Annotated in this window: 15 protein-coding genes and 1 tRNA gene; 6 read left to right on the top strand and 10 right to left on the bottom strand. The window is 42.2% G+C overall.

From position 1 onward, the window contains the following. Window positions 1-47: 47 nt before the first annotated feature. Window positions 48-1,892, top strand: a complete 1,845-nt coding sequence (sppA, locus tag GW828_RS08915) for a signal peptide peptidase SppA (RefSeq protein WP_124014746.1) — start codon at window positions 48-50, stop codon at window positions 1,890-1,892. A 132-nt stretch (window positions 1,893-2,024) separates the two neighbouring features. Beyond that, window positions 2,025-3,038, top strand: a complete 1,014-nt coding sequence (ansA, locus tag GW828_RS08910) for an asparaginase (protein ID WP_182697276.1) — start codon at window positions 2,025-2,027, stop codon at window positions 3,036-3,038. A gap of 97 nt (window positions 3,039-3,135) precedes the next feature. Here the strand turns inward: ansA and GW828_RS08905 are convergent, their stop codons facing one another. From GW828_RS08905 to GW828_RS08860, 10 genes are all read right to left on the bottom strand, one after another. Continuing rightward, window positions 3,136-3,417 carry a YeaC family protein gene (locus GW828_RS08905; RefSeq protein ID WP_124014744.1) on the bottom strand — a complete coding sequence of 94 codons (282 nt, stop codon included), beginning with the start codon at window positions 3,415-3,417 and terminating at the stop codon, window positions 3,136-3,138. Next, window positions 3,414-3,731, bottom strand: a complete 318-nt coding sequence (locus tag GW828_RS08900) for a zinc ribbon domain-containing protein (RefSeq protein ID WP_273058147.1) — start codon at window positions 3,729-3,731, stop codon at window positions 3,414-3,416. Before GW828_RS08900 ends, GW828_RS08905 begins: the two co-directional genes overlap by 4 nt. 53 nt (window positions 3,732-3,784) lie before the next feature. Continuing rightward, window positions 3,785-4,909 (bottom strand): M14 family metallopeptidase, encoded by a 1,125-nt coding sequence (locus GW828_RS08895; protein WP_124014742.1) that lies wholly within the window; start codon window positions 4,907-4,909, stop codon window positions 3,785-3,787. Window positions 4,910-5,005: 96 nt separating this feature from the next. Next, window positions 5,006-5,668, bottom strand: coding sequence for a response regulator transcription factor (locus tag GW828_RS08890; protein ID WP_124014741.1), 663 nt, complete (start codon window positions 5,666-5,668; stop codon window positions 5,006-5,008). A 154-nt stretch (window positions 5,669-5,822) separates the two neighbouring features. Then, a complete protein-coding gene (locus GW828_RS08885) occupies window positions 5,823-7,616 on the bottom strand; it encodes a DUF885 domain-containing protein (protein ID WP_182697274.1) in 1,794 nt (597 codons plus the stop codon). An 837-nt stretch (window positions 7,617-8,453) separates the two neighbouring features. Then, complete coding sequence (locus tag GW828_RS08880) at window positions 8,454-9,773, bottom strand: DEAD/DEAH box helicase (protein WP_182722848.1); 1,320 nt, start codon at window positions 9,771-9,773, stop codon at window positions 8,454-8,456. A 198-nt stretch (window positions 9,774-9,971) separates the two neighbouring features. Continuing rightward, a tRNA-Ser gene (locus tag GW828_RS08875) sits at window positions 9,972-10,061 on the bottom strand. A 230-nt stretch (window positions 10,062-10,291) separates the two neighbouring features. Continuing rightward, window positions 10,292-10,924, bottom strand: coding sequence for a YchE family NAAT transporter (locus GW828_RS08870; protein ID WP_124014738.1), 633 nt, complete (start codon window positions 10,922-10,924; stop codon window positions 10,292-10,294). Window positions 10,925-11,558: 634 nt separating this feature from the next. Then, complete coding sequence (locus GW828_RS08865; RefSeq protein WP_273058148.1) at window positions 11,559-13,610, bottom strand: dipeptidyl-peptidase 5; 2,052 nt, start codon at window positions 13,608-13,610, stop codon at window positions 11,559-11,561. Between the two features lie 207 nt (window positions 13,611-13,817). After that, on the bottom strand, window positions 13,818-15,353 hold the full coding sequence (locus tag GW828_RS08860) for a fumarate hydratase (protein ID WP_124015022.1): 1,536 nt from the start codon (window positions 15,351-15,353) through the stop codon (window positions 13,818-13,820). Window positions 15,354-15,533: 180 nt separating this feature from the next. Here GW828_RS08860 and pabB point away from each other — a divergent pair, with 180 nt between their 5' ends. The 4 genes from pabB (at window position 15,534) to GW828_RS08840 (ending at window position 22,688) form a co-directional block, all read left to right on the top strand. Continuing rightward, a complete protein-coding gene (pabB, locus tag GW828_RS08855) occupies window positions 15,534-16,955 on the top strand; it encodes an aminodeoxychorismate synthase component I (RefSeq protein ID WP_182756230.1) in 1,422 nt (473 codons plus the stop codon). Between the two features lie 370 nt (window positions 16,956-17,325). Then, a complete protein-coding gene (locus GW828_RS08850) occupies window positions 17,326-18,009 on the top strand; it encodes a glutathione S-transferase family protein (RefSeq protein WP_273058149.1) in 684 nt (227 codons plus the stop codon). Between the two features lie 326 nt (window positions 18,010-18,335). After that, complete coding sequence (locus GW828_RS08845) at window positions 18,336-20,057, top strand: phospho-sugar mutase (RefSeq protein WP_273058150.1); 1,722 nt, start codon at window positions 18,336-18,338, stop codon at window positions 20,055-20,057. A 237-nt stretch (window positions 20,058-20,294) separates the two neighbouring features. Beyond that, window positions 20,295-22,688 carry a TonB-dependent receptor plug domain-containing protein gene (locus tag GW828_RS08840; protein ID WP_124014733.1) on the top strand — a complete coding sequence of 798 codons (2,394 nt, stop codon included), beginning with the start codon at window positions 20,295-20,297 and terminating at the stop codon, window positions 22,686-22,688. The last annotated feature ends 81 nt before the right edge of the window (window positions 22,689-22,769 follow it).

Genomic DNA, 22,769 nt, shown 5'->3' with positions numbered 1-22,769 from the left:
TGATTTTCAGTTAGGATGACTACATTAGACTGATAAAGGAGTGGCAAATGTCCGCTAAACCCTCGTTTTTAAAAAGGATGTTTTTACTGTTATGGAATACAGTAAACGGTATCCGCAAGTTAATCATCAACATCATATTTTTTGGTTTGTTAGCCGTCATCGCTGTGGTATTGCTCAATAGCGAAGATGAGATTGTCATCGAAGATCAAACAGCCTTGGTACTAAACTTATCTGGCAGCATAGTCGATCAAAAACATTATGTTGATCCGATTGAAATGGCATTAAAACAGGGACAAGCTAATGATCCCGAAGGTGAAATGTTATTAGCAGATATTCTTTATACTATTAATAACGCCACTGAAGATAAACGTATTAATAGCATAGTGTTGGATTTGGCCAATCTTCAAGATGCTGGCATCAGTAAAATGACCGCCATAGGTGAAGCATTAAATCAGTTTAAAGCGGCTGATAAGTCGGTGATAGCCATGGCCAATGGCTATGATCAAAACCAATACTTTTTAGCCAGCTTTGCGGACAAAATATACCTTAATAACCAAGGTATGGTGTCGCTTGATGGGTTAAGTCGTTACCGTTTATATTACAAAGCGGCATTGGACAAGTTGAAAATTACGACTCATGTATTCAGAGTTGGTACGTTTAAATCTGCTGTAGAACCCTTTATCCGTGATGATATGTCTGATGCGGATAAACAAGCCAGCAAGGTATTACTAAATGATATTTGGCAGAGCTACTCAACCATTGTGGCTAGTAACCGTCAAATTGCCCCCGACCAATTAGTGTTAACCACTGATGAGTACTTGGCTCAGCTTGATAAAGCTGAAGGTGACAGTGCTAAAATGGCCATAAACATGAAATGGGTCGACGAGCTGGTTTCTGCAGATGCATTTCGCGTTGCCATGATTGAGCGTGTTGGTAGTGATAAAGAAGGTAAAAACTTTAAACAAATTAGTTTTAATGACTACCGCAAATTAACGGCGCCAATGCCTCAATTTATTGAGCATGACTCTGTAGCGGTTATCGTTGCCAAAGGTACCATCCTTAACGGTAAACAACCTGCTGGACAAATTGGTGGCGAAAGTACCTCTGCACTGCTGATGAAAGCTCGCTTTGACGACAAAGTCAAAGCCGTCGTACTGAGAGTTGATAGCCCTGGCGGCAGTGCATTTGCCTCAGAGCAAATTCGTCAAGAAGTGTTAGCGCTAAAAGCGGCAGGTAAACCTGTAGTGGTAAGCATGGGTAGCTTAGCGGCTTCTGGTGGCTATTGGATATCAGCCAGTGCCGATTATATTGTCGCAACCCCAACTACCCTAACCGGTTCGATTGGTATTTTTGGTATGTTTGCTACATTTGAACAAGCACTGAGCCATTTTGGGGTGACCTCTGATGGCGTGGCAACCTCTGAATGGGCTGGATTGTCGCCGGTTCGGGAACTAAGCCCTCAAGTTGCAGCGGTAATTCAACGCCATATTGAACGTGGTTATCATGAGTTTATCTCTCTTGTGGCTACAGAGCGTCATATGACGCTTGAGCAAGTTGACGAAATTGCTCAAGGCCGTGTTTGGACAGGTAAACGCGCATTAACCTTAGGTCTAGTTGATGAGCTAGGTGACATGGATATTGCATTAGCCAAAGCGGCTGATTTAGCTAAAATGGACAAATTTGATGTGAAAGTGATTGAACAAGAACTCAGCGCTGAACAACAAATTATGCAGCAATTCATGGGGGCTGTGGCCGCTTATGTACCAGACAGCGTTCGTCAGACCAGCATAGTTGAAAAGTTTGTCAGTCAGTGGGCTGGTGCATTTGAAACATTGTCAATGTTTGATGATCCTAACCATGCTTATTTGTATTGCGAAAACTGTAATTATTAACCTATTGCATCACCGTAATATGAAGATTATTCAAAAAAAGCCTGCCTAGCAGGCTTTTTTATTGGGGATCGTTAAATAAGCTCGTATAATTTACACAATCTGCAATTATCGCTAAATAAGAGTCCTATATTTATGCCAAAACGATCGATTTACGTAGCCTATACAGGCGGTACCATCGGAATGCAAAAAACAGCCAATGGTTTTGTGCCTGTGTCTGGGTTCTTAACCGATTGTGTTCAGTCTATGCCGGAGTTTTATCATAACGAAATGCCTGAATTCGTGATTCATGAATACAGTCCACTGATTGACTCATCTAATATGGCGCCAACCGATTGGCAAATGATAGCAAACGATATTCAAGCAAACTATGAGAAGTACGACGGTTTTGTTATTTTGCATGGCACTGACACCATGGCTTATACCGCATCGGCTTTGTCATTTATGCTCCAAGGTTTGTCTAAACCTGTCATCGTCACCGGTTCCCAAATTCCATTGGCGCAATTGCGCTCAGACGGTCAAACTAACTTGCTCAATTCACTGTATATTGCCGCCAATTATCCTGTTGCTGAAGTGTGTTTATTTTTTAATAACAAGCTGTTTCGTGGTAATCGCTCCACGAAAGCGCATGCTGATGGCTTTGATGCATTTGCATCGCCTAACTTCCCTATGTTGCTTGAAGCAGGTATTAAAATTAACCTCAAAGCAGGTAAAATTAGTAAGCCAACAGGAGAGCCTTTAGAGGTTGTGACCATTAGTCCGCAACCCGTTGGTGTGGTTACGCTTTACCCTGGTATTTCTACGGACATTTTTAATAACATTTTACAACAACCGGTAAAAGCACTGATTTTATTAACCTTTGGAGTGGGCAATGCGCCACAAGATAAAAAGTTGCTTGATACCCTCAAACAAGCTGATGAACGCGGCATCATATTGGTCAATTTAACCCAGTGTTTTCAGGGCAAAGTGAATATGGGCGGTTATGCTACCGGTAATGCTTTAGCTCAAGCTGGGGTGATAAGCGGTGCAGACATGACCATTGAAGCTGCATTAGCAAAACTGCATTATTTGCTTTCAATCGGATTAACCTCAGCGCAAATCAAACAACGCATGCAGGAAAACCTTATTGGTGAGCTAACAGTCGATTAAGTTGCCTTGTCTGCAGCCTAATAGCAAAATCTGAAAACAAAAATGCGAGCTCTGTAGCTCGCATTTTTGTTGACTATAACTCGTTTTTTGAATGAGTTTATAAATCAGCTTCTTTAAACTCGGCGATAGGATCGCCTTTAAACTGTTTTTTCAGCTCTGATTTAGACAACTCATTAATATTCCCACCCGCACCAATAGTAAAATGTTCAGTTTGCTGAAGCTTACGTGCTTGATACAACATCACTACTTGCAAAGTCGATTCACGCTGAGGCTGAGTTAATACTGTACCATCATCCCACTTACCTAGCTCAGACGCAGACAATAAGCGCAGGTATACTTCTTCAGGCATTTCATCAATGACTTTATTGATATCGTTCATACTGATTTCCGTTTATGTAACACTATTCTGACTCGGGTAATAAGATAGCCCGTAAAGCCAATAACAAAACTTGCAATCGCGAGATAAGAAGTTGTGCCCTGAGCAGGCTCTCCTCCCCAAAACCACACGACAACCCCTGCGATAAACAATGTCAGAAAAATAAAGCTTTGGGTCATTAAGCGATTAGAACGCTCAATATGACTGATAATTTTTAAAGACTCAGTATTACCATCCAAGGCTGTTTTACAATGTTGACATTGTTTAGCCAGACTTGAAATACGCTTTTGACATTTAGGGCATGCAACTAAGGCCATAATTTACTCTACCTGCTGATCATCTAACATTAAATTTAGCGTTTATGTGGAAATTATAGCTGCTCAACAACAGCTAACATCGCGACTAAAGACGCTTCACCTAAATATACGCAACGTTCTGGAGACCAGCCCACAAATGGGTCGGCTAAATTAGCATTGTCTTTAAATGGCATCTCTAACGTGTTTGATAAACAACTGAATGTATTCGCTACCCAGTTAGACCCTACGGTTAAATTTGCTTGCCCCGGTTCATCCTTGTCGTAACCAAACTCTGTTTGGAAATCAGCACTGGCAATCGTTAATGCACTCAGGAATTGTTGTTGTAATGCGGCCATTTTATCGTTGTAGTTTGGTACACCTTCACAGCCCGCTAGGAACACATAAGGAAGACCTTCATCGCCATGAACATCGTAAAACAAATCAACACCAGTTTGGTGCATTTTATTGACAACATAATACACCTCAGGACTTTTCTCTAAGCTCGGAGTCTGCCATTCGCGATTGAGATTGGTACCAACGGCATTAGTCCGTAAATGGCCACGAGCGCTACCATCTGGGTTCATATTAGGCACAATGTAAAAATTGGCTTTGTCTAACAAAGCTTTGGACGTTGGGCAATCACTATCAAGCAATTGATTTAACAAGCCTTCGACTAGCCATTCAGCCATGGTCTCGCCAGGATGTTGACGCGCAGTGATCCAGATATTTTTCTTATCAGGATTAGCATCACCAATTTTAAGCAAACTCATGTCACGACCATCGAGGGTTAAGCCAAGGTGCTCAAGACTGACAGCTGGATGCAATTGTACTTCGCTGATTAAATCTAAATGACGTTCGTAGCTATAAGGAGCAAAATAGGCAATTTGAATCGCTTCACAATCTAGCTCTGCGTGAATGGTTAACTTGCCATCAACATATTGGGTTGGCAATCTGAACCAAGTTTGGCGATCATAACTGGCAACCGCTTGGTAATCTTCCCAACCTTTCGGGTATGAGGCATCACCTGCATTGATAATATTAAGGGTATATGTCTGGCCAACTTCACCTTCTAGACGAAAGTTAAACCACTGATAAAACTCACCGCCGAAGTCGGGACGAATGGCGAGTTGTATATCGTCATGTTTATCAATATTAATGACGTTAATGTTGCCGCCGTCGAAGTTTGCTGTAATCCGCATTAGATTATCCTTTAATGTGCTTGCACTTATTTTGGGCTGAGTAATCGCCTTTTTTATGCGCCATAGCTTATCAAATGCGGCAATTGCTGTGAACCTTTAAAAGTTAAAGCTGTACCCTTGACCGCGAACCGTATTAATTAGCTCACGTGGCAAATTGCGTTTAACTAATTTACGCCGTGTATTACTGATGTGCATATCTAAATTACGGTCAAATCGACCCAACTCTTTGTGTAATACTCTGCGTTGTAATTCTTGTTTAGTGATCACCTCACCCTGGCGATCAAACAAATATTTAAACAGGCGATACTCTGTTTGAGTCAGCACCAGGGACTTTTCAGCAAAACGAATCGTATAACTGGTGTCATCAAAGCTAATATCATGATTAAAATTATCATTCATTGGTGCTTGGAGGCGCCGATGAAGCACATTAAGACGCAATTGTAATTCACGTATATTGATTGGTTTTGCTAGATAATCATCGGCACCTAACTCAAGAGCATTAATGCGCTCTAGTTCGCAGCGACTGTCTGCGAGCACAATAATAGCCGTTGAAGGTTTTCTGGTAACGAGTAACCAAAAGGAATCCATTTTGGGCACTGAGTAGTCTAATAATATCGCTTCGAGCTGAGTGGTTTCCATATAAACCAATGCATCGAAGGCATTATTGACGCGATGAACACTATAACCCTGCTCACTTAGTTGTTGACCTAAGTCGCTTTTATCGGAGAGGCTATGTTCAATGAGTAGGATATTGTTCATGATAAATCACTTAATGATAACGATTACCATTAAGATTATCATATTGATTTGTGTATAACTAGATGTAATCTTTGTTGCCGCCGTTTGATTAACAAAAAAAGGCCTGAAAATTCAGGCCTTGAGATATTTGCCACACAAATCAGCAGAAGCTAAGCTATTTTTCTAGCATCAACTGCTTGATAAATTTAACCGGGGCACTGCCGTAACTTAAAAACTGTTCATGGAACTGTTTTAAATCAAAATCATCGCCTTGATTGGCTTTTAGCTGTTCACGGAAATCATAGATCTCACGATAACCAGCATAATAACTGGTTAGCTGTACTTGACTTAATGTTGCTCGGCGCCATTTTCCTTCAGCTTCAGCACGTTGCTGGAAGGCTTCATTTTCAAGTAAATCAATCACCTGCTCTTCGCCCATACCGTTGACTTGAATACTGTAATCTAAAATAGTGTTACAAATAACGCGTAAGTTCCACTTGTAATACATCAACCACATCTCTGGCTCAAAATTACCATAGCCCTCTTCTAACATCATGCGTTCAGCATAGACAGCCCAACCTTCTATCATGGCACCGTTACCAAATAGACTTTTGACTAAACTAGGCGACTGATTTGAATACACCAATTGGGTGTAATGCCCTGGGATCGCTTCATGGATATTAAGCACTTGTAAGATCCAATGATTGTATTCACGTAAGTAACTTTCAGCAGACTCGGCACTCATATTATCAAGTGGCGTCACATTATAATAAGTGTTACCACCTTGATCATAAGGCCCTGGGGCACTGATAGATGCGCCAGCAAAACCACGCATATACTCAGGGGTTTCACGAACAACCAATGGCTTATTAGGATCAAGTGTTACCAATTGCTTGTCATTCACAAATTGAATCAGCTCAGGAATTTGTTTGCGTACTTCAGCAACAAAATTTTCCCGTTTAACATGTTTGCTAGATAACACATCGATGAGCTGACGGATCGCTTGTCTTTCATCGGCAGGTTTTGGCGTATCAATATACTTTGACCAAAGAGTATCGGTTAGCTTAGCCATTTCTTGCTGAACTTGATTTTTATCTGCTACCGCTTTGTTGTACAACTGTTTTGCGGTCATACCAGACTGAATATCAAAGGCGAATTTTTCTTCATACAATGTTTCACCGATACGAAAATCTCGGGCGCCCTTTTCAGTCAATTTGCTTTCAAGTGCAGTTAACCACTCAATATGCTGTTTAATGGCTGCAGTTGCGGCATCAAAGCGCTGAGTGAATAAGGCCTTTTGATCTGTACTTAAGCCAGAATCGGCAACTTGCTGTACTAATGCATCAGACAATACCGAAAAAGCCCCTTGGTTTTGCATAATCGCAAGTTGAGTGTGTTCAAGAGTTGGGTCGCTAATGTTATTTCGTGCCGCTTCGTAATAAGCAGGCACATTTTCAAGACGAGCAATCACTGAGGTGAGGCGTTCATCTAATGGTGCAAAGTCCTCATTAATAATTTGCGCAAATCCACCGGCAACATTGTAATTTGACGGGTCCCACTGCCAACCTTTAAACCGAGTAATTTCCCACTGCATTGAATCAACTAAATTACTCAACAGTTTATAATCGATTAGCTCATTAGCTGACAAGGATTGCGGATCAAACTCAGCCATAGCCATTTGCTGTTGCTTAACAAAAGCCAATGTTTTATCACGGCTAGCTTGATTTGGGATATCCAAATAGCCATCATTAACATGCTTACCACTATACAAGGCCCAAGTCGGTGACAATTGCCAAAGCTCATCGATAAACCGTTGTGAATATTGGTTAAAATTTAATTTTTCTGCTGATGTACTAGCCTGCGCATTAACGCTATTTTGTGGATCACTTTGTTGCATTGAGTTATCACTACAGCCCGCTAATGCGGCTAAAGCGAAAGAAACCGCCAAAGGAAGTAGACCTTTTTTCATTTGTTATCCCTTAAATTGTTATTATTGTTTGTGCAAAATGACTTATCTTATTATGTTACATTTAGCGCTTTTTGGGTGCTATTTTTATGAGTAATAACTTGCTTGATTAACGTGATCAAGTTGATGAAAACTATCTTGTTAGCATTATTAATAGTTAATCATGTTCGTGACTTATTTGCAGCAAGCAGACATCTTTTGTGACATAAAATCTTACGCTATCGATGCTATAACGGCCGACTACAAGGTATTTGGTTACATTTGTGCAGCCGTACCCATCGCCAATGGCAGACCTTCAACATGACCACTATCCCTATTACCTAGATCTTAATGGCAAAAAGGCCACTAATGCTGAAAGCTATGTGTATTCAGGTTGCACCTTATTAAGATGAGATTACCTATGATGCTCAACGATTGGTGATTGCAGATAGCCGTTAACAGCGACAATTACTCATCGATATTATCTGGACCAACAATAAAGACGTTATCAATGTCACAGTTAGCGGACTTGGTGCACAAAGTAGCATACAAGCCCCAAAGCAATTCAAAGATTTTATTGGCGCTTATAGCTTAATGAGTTGAACGAGCTTAATTGGTTGAACAAAAGCGTTGGAGGTTAGCCATATCAAGGCAATGTTACCAGGCCTCATGGCTGTTTTGATGGCAAACCTTACCCTAGACAGCAAAAGCAGTTTGCAGTGTTAACCGTAGCCGTTAGGTTTGTGCTGTCGCCAGACTCCCCTAGCCTTTTTTTTATCGACACAAAAAGCATCGACACAAAAAAGCGGAATAGACATTCCGCTTTAATCAGAGACGAATTAACCTTTGACTCAGTCTAGGTTAGATATTCCATGGATTCACTTTACCGCCTTTAGTGCTTGTCGCTGCTTTGGTGGTTTTGGTTTTTCTAAAATCAGCTGGAGCCGTTTTCGACTTACCTAAACTAAGCGTGGGTCTGTCAGTATCGGGGGTTGATTTATGTTGACGACTCTTAGGCATAAAATTCAATACCGAAATTGGGATCGGTTTTTTTGGTTCAAAACCTTCGATGACTTTGCGTTCAATTAAATGCCCTAAACGACTTTCAATCATACACAGATTTTTAAAGTCATCATTTGACACAAAAGAAATTGCCACACCAGCAGCTCCCGCGCGACCCGTTCGGCCAATACGATGAATGTAATCATCGGCAGGAAAAGGTAAATCGTAATTGATAACACGAGATAAATCATCAATATCTATACCGCGTGCCGCTATGCCGGTTGCCACTAAGTATTTAATGTTACCTGATTTAAAATCAGCTAGAATTTGCTCACGCACTGGCTGACTTCTGCCACCGTGGATGCATTCAGCGCTAATGTCACGTTTTTCAAGCTGACTGACCAACTTTGCCGCACCTTGTTTGGTTTCGATAAATATCAGCGCTTGATTCCACTCTTCTGTTTTAATTAAATGACTTAATAAAGCAGATTTTTTATCTTTATCTACTGTGGTTAACCACTGTTCGATTTTTGGTGCGGAATCGCGATCAGCAATCACTGAAATTTCTACTGGGCGCTTAATGGCCGTTTTCGCTAACGCACGAACTTGGTTTGATAAAGTGGCTGAGAACAATAAACTTTGGCGCTCAGAAGGTAACTTATCAATCACTTTATTAATGTCTTCAATAAAGCCCATGTCGAGCATTCTATCTGCTTCATCCAGAACCAAGACTTCAACTTCATCAAAGTGCACAGCACGTTGAGTATATAAGTCGAGTAAACGTCCTGGGGTTGCAACCAGAATATCGACACCCTCGATTAATGCTTGTTTTTGCGGTTTTTCATCAACACCACCGTAAATCGCAAATGATGTTAACGGTAAGAACTTAGCATAATGCACAATATTGGCTTGTATTTGTACAGCCAGTTCACGTGTTGGGGTTAAAATTAATGCCCTAATACGCTTTTTACGCTGCATTTCACTGTCGGCTAAGCGCTCTAATATTGGTAACACAAAACTGGCGGTTTTACCGGTACCGGTTTGCGCGGCCGCAAGCAGGTTTTTACCCCGTAAAATAACCGGAATAGTTTGTTGTTGGATTGGTGTTGGTTGACTGTATCCCACTTCATGTAGGGCATTGACAATCGTGTCGCGTAATCCAAGTGTCGAAAAAGGCATGAAAGTGGGTCTCAGTAGTAGAATAAGAATAAAGCATTATAGAGGCTGCGCATAACAAGCGCTAACACCAAGTAACGATAAGGCATGCGATAAAATAGCATGGTAGACAAGGGAGAGAACTAGCATCACCCAAATGTCGTGGTTTTATTTAAAAATACAAATGAAAAAAGACGTCCGAAGACGTCTTTTTTCATAATATGGCGGTGAGCGAGAGATTCGAACTCTCGTTAGGGATAAACCTAAACACACTTTCCAGGCGTGCGCCTTCAGCCACTCAGCCAGCTCACCAATTTTTTGACTGAATTTTTATCAATAACAGCAAAGTCATATGATAAAAAGCCAATCTTTAATATCTGATTACATTGAGGCTATATATTAGTTCTCACATACAAAACTGCATAAAGCTTAGTCGCAGTATTGCTAATCGACGCGTACTTTACGCAAATGCCGATAGCGGGTCAAGCTAAAAAACCCGACTATCAAGCGTTTGCACAAATGCTCAGCAACTTATCAGTGAACTAACCGATTAATGTGGGGAAAAGGCCTTTAGCTCCTGCGGCAATGACTTCAATGCCTAATGACAACATTAATAGTCCCATTAAACGGGTAATAACGTTAATGCCGGTTTTTCCGAGTAACTTAAACAATACTGGCGCCATACGGAATAAAGCCCAGCTGACAAGGCCTATGGTCACAATAGTTAAGAACATGCCAACGAAGTTAATCATCTTATTATGCTCTGCGGCAAACACAATCACCGAGCTAATGGCGCCAGGACCTGCCATCAAAGGTAACGCTAATGGCACCACAGCAACAGATTCCATCCCAGAAGACTCACGATCTTCTTCTTGGTTACGTTTTACTTCACTGATCTTACCTTGCAGCATCGACATCGCAATAATACATATCAAGCTACCACCAGCAATACGAAATGCAGACAATGAAATACTGAACATACTCAGAATATGCTGACCGGCTATCATAGTGACTAATAAAATCACCACAACAGCAAAGTTAGCCACTCGGTTGGTATGGCGGCGCTCAACTTCAGTTTGATGGCTGGTTAAGCTCACAAATACAGGCAATAACCCTACTGGGTTAATGATGGCTAACAGTCCTAAAAAGAACTTGATATAAAGCATAAAATCCACTGACTGCACCCTCTTAATATTACCTGATTTAAAGCTCGATTCTGAGGGCGCTAATGTAGCTGAAACCCAGACATTTCCCAAATGAAATTTTTTATATTTGATAGGCCATTTTACAATACAAAAACTAATGGAACATCTATTTAACCTCTTTAACCGTTTAATTATAATCCACGAAAAATGAGGCGCTAAGTAATTTTATTTCACGATATTGCACACATTAGCCACTAACTGATGCTTTAATCTACTAACCGCTTTGGCGAATCACCTTGTCTGTACTAAAAATACTAACCCGCCACTGGTATGCATATTGGCCAAAGATGAAAAATACTAACATTTAGCCAAATTAGATAACTGAAAAACATTCATGTTTAGGCACTCGTTTATCGTCGATAAAACCCCTTGCTATTGAGATGCTAATATTCACTCGCAACACCAAGATTAACCAGCCACTCATGCTTTCATGTTAATCCTGCAATAACCGCTGATATTAGGCCATAAAATAGCGTACAACAAAAAAGAGATGTTGCCAGTGGCAACATCTCTTTTATTTGACCGTTAATACTCATCTGTGTAATGACTAGGTCGCTGATATCAACACAGGACTAAGTCTAAAATTGCAGATAAGGTATAAAACCTATTTAGCCGTCCAACGATCCATCCAGCCAAGCACATTCTTGTACCATAGCTGTAGATTATCTTGATTTAAGATCCAATGGTTCTCATCCGGGAATACCAGTAGCTCAGATGGAATACCTTTACGTTGCATCAAGGTAAATGCGGCTAAGCCTTGCCCATAAGGTACGCGGTAGTCTTTTTCACCGTGAATAACCAGCATCGGAGTTTTCCAGTTTTCAACATAATTAGCTGGGTTAAACTTTTCATATAGCTCTTTGTTTTGATCGTATGGACCACCAAATTCATATTCAGGGAACCATAACTCTTCAGTGACATAATACATAGAGCGCATATCAAACAAACCGGCATGATCAACTAAGCACTTGAAACCATCGTTCCACTTGCCTTGGAACCAGTTCATCATATAACCACCGTAAGAACCACCGAGGGCACATGCATTGCTCGCATCTAACCAAGGTTGCTGAGTCGTCACGGCAGCCATACCCTTTTTAAGATCTTCAAGTGGTTTACCGCCCCAATCTTTACCTATTGAGTCAGTAAACGCTTGGCCATATCCGGTAGAACCATGGAAGTCGACCATCACCACACCGTATCCAGCACCAGCCCATAGCTGCGCATTCCAGCGACTGCTAAAACTGTTACCAAATGAGCCTTGTGGGCCGCCGTGAACGAGGTAAGCAATCGGGTATTTTTTACCTTCTTCATAGTTAACTGGTTTAATCCAGTAGCCATGAACGGTTTCGTCGTTCCAACCTTTAAAGTTGAACTGTTCAAACTCCCCAAAGGTAATATTGGCTAATTTGTCTTTGTTGACATCAGTCAGCTGAGTCAATCGCTCACCTTCTAAAGTCACACTGTATACATCACCTGGTTCAACTAATGTCGACTTTTGGAAGAACAATTTATTATTGGCGACCGCAATTAAGCTGTTACTACCTTGATTATAAATCGGACGCACATCGCCAAATTGGGTATTGACTTCAAACAGTGTCACTTGACCAAGATCTTGAGCCGTCACATATAACGTACGGCCATCGGCACTGAAATTGAGCGAACTTGGGCTACGATCCCATAATGGAGCGACTTCTTTTTCTTGGCCAGTGACATTGTCACGTAACATAATGCGGTTGCGATCAGCTTCATAACCAGGCTTAGTCATGGCTAAATAAGCCAGATAACGGCCGTCGGCTGAGTATGTTGGTTGTGAGTCCCAGGCTTTGTTGTCTGGGGTTAAATTAACCGTTTCACCGCCCGCAACTGGCACTTGCCATAAGTCATAGTTGGTGGTCCACGCTTGATCGTTACTGGGCGCTTTAGCACTATAAACAACGAATTTGCCATCTGCGGTGAAGGTTACTTCTTCCATGCCTGAAAAAGGCTTAGGCGGCGTTTCAGTATCACGACCGGCTGTAACATCAATCGCGGTGGTGACTTTTTCACCATCGAGTGAAGCCACAAATAAATGATTACGCGCGTGATCTTCCCATGTATCCCAATGACGGACCATTAGCTGCTTATATAATCGTCCAGTGCTTTTACGTTCAGCTTCTGCGGTAAACATCTCTTTTGAACAGGCTAAGTCTTTACACTCTGGAAATACCCGCAGGGTCATGACAAGCTGTTTGCCGTCGTTAGACAATTTGTAGCCATTAATGTCTAAAGGTAAATCAGTAATCGCTATCGCTTCACCACCATTTAGCGCCAGTTGATACAATTGGCTGCTTCCAGTGCGGCTAGCAAGAAAGTAAATTGATTTTCCATCAGGCGAAAAACTGACATCATGCTCAGTTCCGGCGGCAGAAGTCAGTTGTTTTGGCTTAGCATTTTTATCGCTTAAATCGAGCAGGTAAAGATCCGAGTTAGCCTCGCCTTTATCATCAACCACTTTGACGCCGTAAACCATGGTTTTACCATCATTTGAAACGGCTGCCGAATGCAACTTATTTAGCTTAACTAATTGTTGAACGTTAAAGGCGGTGGGCTCTGCCGCATAAACTGATGTAGCCAAACCAGCAGCTACCAATGCAAATAATACAGAAGACTTTTTCATTGTTATCTTGTCTCAGTTGTTTAAATAAAAACATGACTGCGCGTTGAGGTAGATACAACTCGACTAACGCGTAATCATAAAATGTGTATTGCAGACTAACCAAAGCAAAACGCTCAGGCAACATGCCTTTTGTAAAAAGCTGTAAACCCGAGCGTTAGATCACATTGACACATATGGCTTAAACATAAGCACAGTAGTGTTTATCGCTTACTTTGTTGCTTTACTGTTCGCGATATTAATTTTCCAAATCGCCGGGCCGGTTTCGTGTGCATTGACACCATTGGTATCAACCGCAACCGTTACCGGCATATCTTGTACGTCAAACTCGTAAATGGCTTCCATGCCTAAGTCTTCAAATGCCACCACGCGTGACTTCTTGATCGCTTTAGACACTAGATATGCTGCACCGCCAACGGCCATTAAATACACCGCTTTGTGCTTTTTAATCGAAGCAACGGTTTCAGGACCGCGTTCAGACTTACCAATCATGCCCATAAGGCCTGTTTGGTCTAACATCATGTCTGTAAACTTATCCATGCGAGTGGCGGTGGTAGGACCGGCTGGGCCAACCACTTCATTGCCGACAGGATCAACTGGGCCCACGTAATAAATAAATTTACCCGTAAAGTCGACGCCTTCAGGTAAACCTTCACCAGACTCAAGTAACGTTTGAATGCGTTTATGAGCAGCATCACGGCCAGTCAGCATTTTACCGTTGAGTAGTAAGGTATCACCACTTTTCCACGTTTCAATTTCGGCTTGAGTGATGGTGTCTAAATTCACATGATGAGTATTCTCACCCGCTTCACGAGTGATCTCAGGCCAATCAGATAACGATGGTGGCACTAAATCCACAGGACCTGTGCCATCTAAATGAAAATGAACATGACGCGTTGCGGCGCAGTTAGGGATCATCACCACAGGTTTTGAAGCGGCATGGGTCGGCACAGACTTAATTTTAACATCCAGCACTGTGGTTAAACCGCCTAAACCTTGTGCACCAATACCTAAATTGTTTGCTCGTTCAAAAATGTCTAAACGCAGCTTCTCTTCAGTTGTAACCGCACCACGTTGCATTAATTCATGGATATCAATCGATTCCATTAATGACTCTTTTGCCAGTACAGCCGCTTTTTCGGCTGTGCCACCGATACCTATGCCTAACATACCTGGTGGACACCAACCCGCGCCCATTGTTGGTAAGGTTTTTTCAACCCAAGCAGCAATGTCATCAGACGGGTTAAGCATAGCCATTTTAGATTTATTCTCTGAGCCACCACCTTTAGCGGCAATCATCACTTCAACTTGGTTGCCCGCAACCATATCAATATGCACCACAGACGGAGTATTGTCTTTAGTGTTTTTACGTGCGCCAGCAGGATCTGACACAATTGATGCACGTAAAGGATTATCTGGATTAGTGTAAGCACGACGAACACCTTCATCGACCATTTCTTGAACGGTCATATCGGTTTTGTCCCACTGAACCGACATACCAATTTTAACAAAGGTAGTCACAATTCCGGTGTCTTGACATAAAGGACGTTTACCTTCAGCAGACATACGCGAGTTAATCAAGATTTGAGCAATGGCATCTTTAGCCGCAGCGCTTTGTTCACGCTCATAAGCCTTGTTCATTGCATCAACAAAGTCTTTGGGATGGTAATAGGAAATGTATTGCAAAGAATCTGCGATACTTTCAATAAAGTCCGCTTGTTTAATCACAACCGCTTGACTAGACATTGAAGATTCAGTTGTAGAGTGAGATGTGGTATTCGTCGACATATGGGGCGCTCCAGCAGCCATTGCGGCCTAACATGGTTATCGTTTTTATTAGAATCGATTTAATATTAACTATTAAGGCCAATATGATACTCTTTCCATCCTTTTTGGGCTACATCACATTTTAGATAAGGGTTATCGATGTCTGCGCGGGCAAAAAACGCACTTTTTATGCAAAAACTGGATTGGAAAATAGACACTAAGGCGCTATTTTCACTTTTTAGCCACCAGCCATGGGCGACATTACTCGACTCCGCCAATGCGCCGCACCAAGATGCCACTTTCGACATTATTGGGTTTAATCCTATCGCGACCTTAACTAGCCATGACGGAATTTGCTCATTTAACCCTAAACATCCAAAAATAATCGCGCTTAATATCGACATCAATCAGCAAGCCAGTCCATTTGAAACATTAGCGCAACTGCATGCTCGTCTTTATCCCAGTGCGCAAGGATCTCTGCATCCTTTTAGTGTCGGTGCACTTGGGGCATTGGGTTATGATTTGGGTCGAGATATTGAAAACCTGCCTAAAATAGCAGTTAAAGATATTCATCTTAATGATATGAATATTGGATTTTATGATTTCGCCCTGATATATGATTACGCAGAAGAGTCTTGGTATGCCTATCATTACGACGGCTGCGGCGCACTCGAGTATGAGTTGAATTTAATTCAGTCAAAAATAGAGCATAATCTAAAACAGACATCCAGCTTGCCTGCTTTTCAATTAACCACACCATGGGTTAACCACATTAGCGTTGAACAATATCAACATAAGTTTGCACGTGTTCAAGAGTATTTACTCAGCGGTGATTGTTACCAGATCAATTTAACCCAACGATTTGAGGCGCAATATCAAGGTAATGAATGGCAAGCTTATTGTGCATTATCCACGGCGAATCAAGGCCCTTTTTCAGCGTTTATACGCCTTGAACATCATTGTATTCTGTCTATTTCGCCAGAACGCTTTATTAAACTAAGCGACCAGCAGATTGAAACTAAACCGATAAAAGGCACGTTACCTCGCCATCAAGATCCGCTTTTGGATCAACAAGCTGCAGCAGCATTACTTGCATCCGAAAAAGATCGTGCTGAAAATGTGATGATTGTTGATCTGTTACGCAATGACATTAGCAAAGTCGCGGCGCCCGGCTCGGTTAAGGTACCGACATTATTTGCGATTGAAAGTTTCCCTGCAGTACACCATTTGGTCAGCACCATAAGTGCCACACTGGCAGAGGATAAAAATGCATTTGATTTACTCCAAGCAGCCTTTCCTGGCGGTTCAATTACTGGCGCACCAAAAATTCGCGCCATGGAAATCATTGAAGAGTTAGAGCCATCACGACGAAATGTCTATTGTGGGAGTATTGGTTATATCAGTCAAAACGGTAATATGGATACCAGTATTACCATTCGCACTTTAGTCACCGAAAATAATCGTATTTACTGTTGGGCTGGCGGTGGCATTGTCGCTGATTCAAATGCCGACGCTGAGTACCAAGAAAGTTTTGATAAAGTCAGCAAAATATTGCCTTTGTTGGCGAGTCTGAATCAGTAAAAACAGGTGTCGATAACCATTCGTTATACCAAGACTTACAACACTAGATGATAGCGATTGTTGACTTGTCAGCAATCGGATTGTTTTTAGTGCTGCCGCGTTATTGATTACCTAGCTGAAATAACGCCCTGTCATAGCCTCTACTTTAGATAAAACAGTCACACACTGCTTAAAACAACTCCTAAAAAGATAATCAGGCTTTAAAGGCCATAGCTTTCACTGCAATCAACTTACAGTTCTCTCCCGTATATTTAATTACATGATAACAATACCCTATCGTCTTTCTATCAATTTTGAGCGATCGATCAAATTAATTTGAGCATTCGTTCAAAAACTGTTTTAATACACTTCTTACTTATAAGGAGTTCACATGATTAAATTTTATTTCCATCCAGGCCCTAATCCAATGAAAATTGCGCTGTTCCTTGAAGAAACTGCTCTCGAGTTTGAGCTTGTGCCAGTGGATACCTTAAAAGGTGAGCAACATACTGCGGAGTTTAAAGCGATTAACCCCAACAGCAAAACCCCCGCTATTGAAGATAATGGCGTGCGTGTATTCGATTCAAGTGCCATTCTTTTATACCTTGCAGACAAAACAGGTCAATTAGCTGGCGAGCCTGAAAATCGTGGGGAGCTATTATCTTGGTTAATGTTTGTCGCCACTGGTTTAGGACCTTATTCTGGTCAATGTGTACATTTCACCCATCATGCACCTGAAAAAATAGCTTACGCCACAAACCGTTATCAACGTGAAACTCAACGTCATTACCAAGTCCTTGACGCACATCTTAGTAACCGTGAGTTTATCGTGGGTGATGCATTGAGCATTATCGATATTGCTGCATGGGGCTGGGTTGATAAAATCGGCTATGTATTAGGCCAAGATGCACTGGCCACTTACCCGAATGTTCAACGCTGGTTTAACAGTATCAACAATCGTCCAGCCGTTGCACGAGCCAGAGACATGGGTAAAGATATTGTATTTAAATCAGAATTTGATGAAGCCGCAAAACGTGCTTTTTTCCCACAAAATTATGCTGCTGAAACAAAATAGATTTTGATCCTGTCACCAAAAGGCTTGTTGATAACGCTCACAAGCCTTTTTTGTATCTTGTCTAGGCGACAATGCTCTTGCTTATAATGCACGCTTAACGCGATGGATTTGTATATTGACTTTAGAAGTTGTAATACTTGCTTTAGAGGTTTCATATTTAGCGGCAACTGTTTGTTTATAGACTAATGATTACGTTCAAGCATGTAGACTAAGCGTAGAAATCATGAATACAAATTGTTATTTTTATTGATTTGGTAACGAATTCACTTGTTCTCGTGGCGCGATTTTCCTACTGTTATTGAAAATGATTATCAATGAGGTGATTCATGAATACCCATCTTCAACATCAAATAAACCATTGGCTCAACAAAGACCCCGACCCAAAAACTCGTGCGCAACTGCAAGCACTCATTGATTCAAACAATGAAACTGAACTTGCCGCTCGCTTTGCAGGCCGTTTAGCCTTTGGCACTGCAGGCCTTCGAGGTGAAGTTGGTGTTGGCCCAATGGCGATGAACCGTTTAGTTATTCGCCAAACCACTGCCGGTTTGGGTGCTTACTTACTCGAGCAGATTAACAATGCTGCCGAGCGCGGTGTGGTAATTGGTTACGATGGCCGCCACGATTCTTATGATTTTGCCCACGATGCGGCGAGTGTACTAACTGCCATGGGCATTAACGTGTACTTGACTCATAAAGTTGCCGCCACGCCATTAGTCGCTTTTGGGGTAAAACATCTTAATGCTGCCGCAGGTATTGTGGTAACAGCCAGCCATAACCCACCACAATACAATGGCTATAAAGTCTATTGGGAAAATGGCGCACAGATTATTCCCCCCCACGACAGCGGAATTGCTGCCCAAATCACTCGTGCAGCCACTCAAGCTATGCCGTTTCTAGCCTTAGATGATGCCATTGCACAACAAAAGCTGAATTGGTTGCAAGACGATTTTTACCAAGCCTATCGCCAGGGAATATTTGATGCCAAAGAGCTGCAATATCGCATTGGCCAAGATAAAGTCAGTTTAGCGTATACCGCAATGCATGGTGTGGGCGCCGACATGGCTGAAACTGTGTTAAAAGATGCTGGATTTACTCAGGTGTATTCGGTAGCCGCGCAACGTGAACCTGATGGTGACTTTCCGACAGTTAACTTCCCCAACCCGGAAGAAAAAGGCGCCATGGACTTAGTGATTGCTGAGGCAAAAAAGCACAAGGCGACTCTGGCTTGTGCCAATGATCCTGATGCAGACCGCTTTGCTGTTGCTGTACGTACAGCAGATGGTGAATATAAAATGCTAACTGGCGATCAAGTCGGGGTTTTATTGGGTCATTACTTACTCAGCCACGCCCCTAAAAATCAACAACTCAACGGCACAACCATAGTGTCATCAAGCCTATTGTCTAAAATCGCCTCTGAGTTCGGTGCCCAAAGCTACACTACGCTAACAGGTTTTAAATGGCTGATGAATGTCGGTATTAGTCAGCATCAACAAGATAACCAATTTTTATTCGCGTATGAAGAAGCACTCGGTTATACCATAGGTAACTTAGTGTGGGATAAAGATGGCTTATCGGCCATTGTTGCCTTTTCGCAACTCACTGCAGAGCTTGCCGCCAATGGCCAAACCATCTGGGACAGATTAGAACAGATTTATCGCCAACACGGGTTTCATCTTAATGCCCAAGTCAGTATTGCGCTTAAGCCTGACACCCCCAATATTGGTGAGTTTTTACGTGAAAACCCACCACTTACCATTGGTGAGTTCGCTGTGGTGTCTAGCGATGATTTAAAAAGCCTGCAGCGTACTTGCGCTGATGGCAGCAAACACACCATTGATCTGCCCAGCAGTGATGTATTAATTTATGCTTTAGCAAATGGCGCACGCGTGATAGTTCGTCCCTCTGGCACTGAACCTAAAATTAAGTGCTATTACGAAATAGTCGAAACCATGACCAATACCGATACTTGGGCATCCGCACAAGATCGCGCCGAACAAGCGATGGCAGCTTTTATCTCATCCCACCAAGCAAGCTTACCTAACTAAGAGCCGCTTAACAGCAATCACATCATCTACAATAAATGCCTGTGACTGATCGCAGGCATTTATTGTTTGCGCGGTTAAATGGTCAATAAATGAACGCCGCTAAGTGTTCAACTAGACCAGAGTGTCATGACATATGACTGATTAGACTAACTAAGTCAGCAGTTAGTACTCCTATGCATCAGCGAAAATGTCCTATAATGTTACAAAGTTTACTATAACGTTATCGCAGGATTACTAATGTATAAAAGTCTCGTTTGTTTGGCCGTTATTGGCAGTATTTCAGCTCCTGTAGCCATCGCTGCAGAGGAAGGTGAAAACCTAGAGCGCATTCAGGTCATTGGCTCGCGTATCGCCCTTCGTACCGCTACAGACAGTGCAACACCTGTCGATATTATTACCTCCGAACAACTTGAAGCCACCGGGATTACTGAAACGGCCAAAGCATTACAATTTGCAGCACCAAGTTATAGCTTCCCATTTTCATCAATTACCGACGGCAGTGACGCTGTGCGTCCAGCAAGCCTTCGCGGCATGTCACCGGATCACACCTTAGTGTTGGTTAATGGTAAACGCCGTCATGGTTCGGCATTAGTGCATTTGGCCGGAACCTTAGGCAAAGGTTCGTCAAACGTTGATTTAAATGCTATTCCGATGACAGCCATTAAGCGAATTGAAATTTTACGTGACGGTGCCTCTGCACTTTATGGATCTGACGCTATCGCTGGGGTGATTAACGTTGTACTGAAAGACAGTGACCAAGGCGGCAGCATTACGACTCAAGTAGGTCAAACCTATGAAGGTGATGGTGAACAAGTTCGTTTAGGCGTAAACCAAGGCTTTAGCTTCAGTGACGAAGGTTTTGTGAACGTCTCTTTAGAGGCGCATCAGAAAAACTCCACCAACAGAGCGGGCTTTGATACTCGCCAGCAATATCCAACATTAGCCGACGGCAGTCCTGATCCCCGAGAAGCCACATTTGATCGTAAAAACCATCATGTTGGCGACAGTGACTATGACAACTACGGCTTATTTTTGAATGCTGAACAAGGGTTAGATACCAAGGGTAAGCTTTATGCCTTTGGTGGCATTAGCAAACGTAACTCAAGTTCAGGCGCTTTTTATCGTCGCGCACTTGATTCTCGCAACGTGATTGAAGTCTATCCAGACGGATTTTTACCGCAAATAAGCCCAGAAATTATCGATTACTCTTTAGTAACCGGTTATGAGTTTGAGTTAGGGAAATGGCAAGTTGACTCATCGGCTGGTTTTGGTAGCAACAGTTTTGAATATACCTTAGAAAACAGTATCAATGCCTCTCTCGGCCCTATTAGCCCAACAAGCTTTGATGCAGGAACCCTGTCAACCAGTGAACTTAATCTTAATGTCGATGCTTCAAGCTACTATGATTTTGCTAATGACTCAGACTTATTAGTCGCGATGGGCGTGACATGGCGTCAAAGTGGCTATCAAATTGATGCAGGCCAAGAAGAGTCGTATATCAAAGGCGATTACCAAGGGAAATCCGGCGGTAGCCAAGGTTTTGGTGGTTTTACCAAAGAGTCTGAAGTCGATGAAGACCGCACTAACCTCGGACTGTATATTGAACTTGAAAACCAACTCACCGAAGATTTTTATTGGGCAGCAGCAGTGCGTTATGAAGATTATTCTGACTTTGGTAGCAACACCAGCTGGAAGCTATCTGGCCGTTATGAGCTGACGGACAGTCTGGCACTTAGGTTAACCACCGACACGGGGTTCCGTGCACCCAGTGTGCAGCAACTGTATTTTACTAACGTATCGACCTTTTTTGATCCCGATCCAGTCACTGGTGAGTTTATTCCTAGAGAATCAGGCACCTTTAATCAGTTATCGCCGATTAGATCAGAGCTAGGTATTCCAGATCTTAAAGCTGAACAATCACATTCTTATAGTGCAGGTATTGTTTACACGGGTAATAATGGTTTTGCAGTCACATTAGATGCTTATGAAATTAATGTCGATGACAGAATCATTTTATCAGGCGCTATAGATAAAGAAAGTTCACCGGCGATTGCCGCTATCCTTGAGGGCACCAATGCCGACTCGGCTCGCTTCTTTATGAATGCGGTTGATACTAAAACTCAAGGTGTCGACTTAGTTATCACTCAAGGGATAGACCTTGGTGAATTTGGCGATTTAAAAGCCAACCTAGCCTACTCATACAAAGAAACTGAAATTGAGTCCATTTCGTTGCCTTCAATCCTCAATGGTTTAGAAGACGAGCTATTTGATAATATTGAAGTTGTTCGCATGACTGAAGCTAATCCTAAAAACACTGCTAACATTGGCTTTACGCATCAGTATGACGACTTCACTACCAACTTACGTTTCAGTTATTTCGGAAACTACACTGTGGGTTATTCATCAAGTGAAGTGGAATATGGCTCAAGATGGACCACAGATTTAAGTACTCGTTACCGTGCAACCGATAATCTCGCCGTCACCTTAGGGGTACAAAACCTGTTTGATACTTATCCAGAGAAACGTCCTGAGGATAATAACTTTAACGGAATTTTTATATACCCGCTCACCAATACTCCATTTGGGTTTAATGGTGGTTACTATTACTTGGATCTTCGCTATACCTATTAGTCACTAAACTAGTAACACAAGACGGTATCTTTATTGGTCATAGCACGATATCAGCAGCTGACTCATGAGTCATCAAACGGA

Origin of the sequence: Shewanella vesiculosa (assembly GCF_009994065.1) — a bacterium.
GTDB classification, from domain to species: Bacteria; Pseudomonadota; Gammaproteobacteria; order Enterobacterales; family Shewanellaceae; genus Shewanella; species Shewanella vesiculosa.
The sequence above is the reverse complement of the archived record's forward strand: the minus strand, read 5'-3'. Positions and strand labels throughout refer to the sequence as shown.